A 4,606-nucleotide genomic window follows, 5' to 3' on the forward strand; every position below is an offset into this window, starting at 1 on the left:
AGGTTTCGGGCGTGATAGAAGAGTTGGGCGAAGGTGTAAACGACTGGAAAGTTGGCGAAAACGTAACCGTTCGTCCATTAAATCCAGGGGCAGAAATGCCTGCTGATAATGGGTATAGACATATCGGTCAACATCTCAAATTTATTGGCATTGACTCGCCAGGTGGTATGCAACAATATTGGAATGTACCTGCGTTTACCCTACACCGTTTGCCCGAAAACCTTTCACTTCAATTGGGAGCAATGATTGAGCCTTTGGCGGTTGCTTGCCACGATGTTCGTTTGGGAGAAGTTGTTGCTGGCGAAAATGCAGTAGTTATTGGGGGCGGCCCTATTGGTTTGTTGGTAGCCTTGGTGGCTCGCCAAAAAGGGGCGAATGTATTGATTTCAGAAGTAAATACAAACCGAATAGAATTCATACAATCTCTTGGTTTTCAAACGGTAAATCCGAAAGAACAAGATTTAGTTGAAACTGTGGAAAAATTCACCAACGGAGCAATGGCAGATGTAGTTTTTGAGGTGTCGGGCGTGCAAGCTGGCGTAACTGCTATGACCCAGATTCCGAGAGTGAGAGGTAGAATTGTGATGGTAGCGATTCACTCTGAGCCAAAATCGGTAGACTTATTCCGCTTCTTCTGGCGAGAACTAAAATTGATTGGAGCGAGAGTTTACGAACCCGAAGATTTTGATGAGGCGATTGCTTTAGCAGCGAGTGATGCTTTACCTTTGGAAAAAATGATTACTAAAATTTCTCCTTTAGATGAAGCACAAAAGGTTTTTGAAACGATTGACAAAAACCCTGCGGGAATGAAATATTTATTAGAAATTCAATAAAACATAGAAAATGAGCATATTAAATAGTTTTAATTTAGAAGGAAAAGTTGCCCTCGTTACAGGATGTAAACGAGGTATTGGCAAAGCAATGGCATTGGCTTTGGCAGAAGCGGGAGCCGATATTATTGGCGTTTCGGCTACTTTGGAATTAGAAAATAGCAGCATTGAAAATGAAGTAAAGGCCTTAGGTCGTGAATTTTACGCCTATCAATGTGATTTCAAAGACCGGTCTGCTCTCTATAATTTTATAAAAAAAGCAAAGTCGGCTCATCCAATCGTAGATATTTTGGTTAATAATGCAGGAAATATTTTGCGTAAACCTGCAGCAGAACATCCAGATGAATATTGGGACGAAATCATCGAAATCAACCTCAATTCACAATTTATTTTAGCTCGTGAATTTGGCAAAGAAATGGTAGAACGTGGCAGTGGTAAAATCATTTTCACCGCTTCCCTCCTAACATTTCAGGGTGGAATAACCGTACCAAGTTATGCTGCAAGCAAGGGAGCAATTGGAAGTTTGGTAAAAGCCCTCGCCAACGAATGGGCAGGCAAAGGAGTAAATGTGAATGCAGTTGCTCCAGGTTATATCAGTACGGATAATACAGAAGCCCTCAGAAATGACCCAGAAAGAAGTGCCTCAATCTTGTCAAGAATCCCAGCAGGAAGATGGGGAACGCCAGAGGATTTCAAAGGGATAACTTTGTTTTTGGCTTCTGATGCAGCTAATTATGTAAACGGAACCATCGTTACTGTTGATGGTGGTTGGATGGGAAGGTAAATTCATAAATTTACCATATAAAATCAAGTTTTAAACTTAACAGACCTAAATTTACAGCCTAATATTAAATGATTGATGTAATATTAGGCTGTAAAATTTTTTTTATCAAGCAATAATCAAACAATCAAAATATTGTAGAAAACAAATATCACAAATTATATCTTAATTTGAGCAAATTCATCATATAAACATTAATTTCCCATTGATTTGCTAATGGCATTTGGGTATAAGGCATGGTAGGCATATAATTTGCTGGTCCAAATTCGGTGGTAATTGTTAGGTTTGTTCCATTTTTTTTGTGCGTTTCTACCACTTTGTCCCACCAAGCTAAATGCGTTTCCAAAATATCTGTCCATTCTGCCGCTCGAGGGTCATTTACTTGTGGTCCTTCCGGATGCCCAATTCGGCTGTGAATATGGTCAGTATGAACTATTGCCAAATCTATAGCTTCTTGCTGATCGGCCAAAAGTGACTCATGGACATTGCACCAGTGAGAAATATCTAAACAAATTCGTAAATCAGGAATTTTGGTTAAATAATCTTGGGTAATATGTGCTGCAAAAAGGCTTTTCCCTCGATGTGTTTCGTGAATAATTTTGACTCCTGTTTCCTTAGAAACTTGAGCAGCTAAATCAAAAAGTTGTTTGTTTTGCTCAAAATCAAAATAATCTTTTCCTGTTTGACAATTAATAAAAACAGGTTTCCCTGAAATTAAATTTCGTAAATATTTCTCGTAGTTTTGGGCGTGTTCTTCAAGATTTCTTTCAAAAGATTGCCAATATTGACCGATTAATTCAAGATTGTTTTTTTTTAAAGTTTCAATAATTTGTTGCTTTTCGTTTACCTCAAAAGGCAACGCCATTTCAACGCCATCATAGCCAACAGCTTTTACATTTTGGCAAAAAATATCAAAAGCAAGCGAATTTCCCCACAATGGAGCATAAAATTTAATTTTCATTCGATATTACTAATATTATTGTTCAAACGCCCCTCGGTCTCTACTTGTTCCTTTTGGACGAGTTTTTCCTAAAATATCTGTCGGTTGAGCCAATTCACTACTTCCCGAATTAAGCCCCTTGCTTTTTTTAACTAAATGAAAGTTGCCTTTTAAAATATTTTCTTGAATATCAATAAATTGTGGTTCGGCAATAATGTCATTTGCACCAACAAAAACGTTTTGGATAACGGGATAAAGGTTATAGTCCCAACGAATATTGGTATTTCTATTATTGGATGTAACTTTTCCGCCTGGTCGTGGAACAATTATGTTATTCATAATGACGACATCTTCGGAACGGTTAGGAAAAAGCTCCTGATAACCCACCGTTTGACCATTCCAATAAGTTGTATTATTGATAATATCAACAAACTTTGTGCGAAAAGTATGAATGCCCGAGCCACCATTAAATGCACTCACATTATTAGCTATTAATGCACGGCCTTTCCATTCTGGCCGTTTAGGTTTTTCAACTGTCTGAGGTGCAACTACTTGATTATCAGCAGGTTTGATAACTGCATCTGCATTCGGATTTGTTGCTCCAGTAGCCTGAGCTTGGTCAGTTACATCAAGTAAAATGCCATTTCCATCGCTCAATTTACCAATTTTTTCCCATGGAACAAGCGTTTTATTGTTCCAAACAAAGTTACGCTGAATAATGATATGATAGCCCTGAGCATCGTCAAAAGCCCAATTATTGAGCGTAGTGATACCCGAACCACCATAACGCATAAACCAAGCATTATTGAAAACCTTGCAGTCTTCAACCGTTACATAATCGGCTTCAATGGCAACTATTCCACCTCCAGGGCATTTGCCAACTTCACAATTACGTATGATAACGTGATGTGGTTTTTCACCATGTTTGCTTGTGCGACCATTAACAAAAATACCATTGGTGTTGTAATAAGGGTCTGGAGTTGTTTTTTTTGCATCTTCCAAGGCATGAAGCAAAACGATAGCATCATTGCTGCCAATAACATTTATACCATCAATAATTTGATACGAAGCAGAAATTTGGATTCCTCCCCAACCAGTCGGGTTAATTTCGGGATGATGCCCCTTTTGTGCTTTCCACGTAATCCAAGCGTCTGGTTTTCCTGATTTTTTTATTGAAAGTACCGCACTCCCATTTCCTTTATCAGGACTTAAATAATGTCCATTTCCAACCCAAACTATATCACCAGCTTCGACCAAATCGGCGGCTTTTTGTAAAGTTCGAAAAGCGTTTGTTGGCGTTTTTCCATTGTTTGCGTCATTTCCGTCACCTGAAACGTACCAAGTTTGGGCAGAAAGTTGGTTATTTATTGCAAAAACAAAGAAAATTGAGAGAAAAAGATATTTCATTTTTTTGATTTGGAAGAGTTTAAAAACAATCAAAAACCAAATCTACCCGAAGATTTAGCTTCCAAGATAGAAAAGGAAATTATTGCTACTTTTCCCGTTTTAATTCAAAATATTATTTTTGCTTGAAACTATGTTCCAAGTGTTTGGTTTCTACATTGGCATAAGATGTACCACCAATACGCACTAAAATTTGGTAGGCTTCAAATCTTCTTTTCTTTTCAATTAACCAAATTGGGCTTTCATTAACAAAAAACAATCCACCAAAAAATAACAATGATGGCGTTAATTGTAAGAGGGTTACCCAATTATTTTGCCATTTTTGTATCAATAAATTATTGGTAAAATAAGCAATAATTACGCCCATAACTACCATAATAAAATACAAAGAAACTGTTTTTATACGAATGGTTTTAGGTGAAATTTCTGCTAAATATCTTGGACATAGCAGAGCAAGAATTCCGAGAAAAACACCAATAAAGAACTTAAATAAAGCAAAACCTGCAAATAAAGTTGCAGAGTCTGAACCAATAATCGAAAAAACCAATAATGAAATACAAAGTTGAATCAATGTCCGTTTTCCTATTATCGAGCCTACCTTTTTATAAAGTAAAACTCCAAAAACTATTCCTAAGAATAGAGAAAGTAATG

General features: G+C 37.2%; 5 protein-coding genes. 2 read left to right on the forward strand and 3 right to left on the reverse strand.

What is annotated here, in order from left to right; genetic code table 11:
- Both ACH2CJ_RS13340 and ACH2CJ_RS13345 read left to right on the forward strand, forming a co-directional pair.
- The coding region (locus ACH2CJ_RS13340; RefSeq protein WP_394993363.1) for a zinc-binding dehydrogenase at positions 1-833 on the forward strand (833 nt) is incomplete at its 5' end.
- Positions 834-849: 16 nt separating this feature from the next.
- Positions 850-1,614 (forward strand): SDR family oxidoreductase, encoded by a 765-nt coding sequence (locus ACH2CJ_RS13345; RefSeq protein WP_394993370.1) that lies wholly within the window; start codon positions 850-852, stop codon positions 1,612-1,614.
- A gap of 148 nt (positions 1,615-1,762) precedes the next feature.
- Here ACH2CJ_RS13345 and ACH2CJ_RS13350 read toward each other — a convergent pair whose 3' ends face one another.
- The 3 genes from ACH2CJ_RS13350 to ACH2CJ_RS13360 form a co-directional block, all read right to left on the reverse strand.
- A complete protein-coding gene (locus ACH2CJ_RS13350) occupies positions 1,763-2,572 on the reverse strand; it encodes a sugar phosphate isomerase/epimerase family protein (protein ID WP_394993365.1) in 810 nt (269 codons plus the stop codon).
- A 15-nt stretch (positions 2,573-2,587) separates the two neighbouring features.
- Entirely contained in the window at positions 2,588-3,958 is a 1,371-nt protein-coding gene (locus ACH2CJ_RS13355; protein WP_394993367.1) for a right-handed parallel beta-helix repeat-containing protein, read from the reverse strand.
- A 112-nt stretch (positions 3,959-4,070) separates the two neighbouring features.
- Positions 4,071-4,606, reverse strand: a 536-nt coding sequence (locus ACH2CJ_RS13360) for an MFS transporter (RefSeq protein ID WP_394993369.1), incomplete at its 5' end; no start/stop codon positions are given.

It is taken from the genome of Emticicia sp. (assembly GCF_043780375.1).
In the GTDB taxonomy this organism is placed as follows: Bacteria; Bacteroidota; Bacteroidia; order Cytophagales; family Spirosomataceae; genus Emticicia.

Bases quoted from the DNA above. Each gene is read 5' to 3' on its own strand.
- ACH2CJ_RS13350 (WP_394993365.1), bottom strand. From the start codon at position 2,572: ATGAAAATTAAATTTTATGCTCCATTGTGGGGAAATTCGCTTGCTTTT.
- ACH2CJ_RS13355 (WP_394993367.1), bottom strand. From the start codon at position 3,958: ATGAAATATCTTTTTCTCTCAATTTTCTTTGTTTTTGCAATAAATAAC.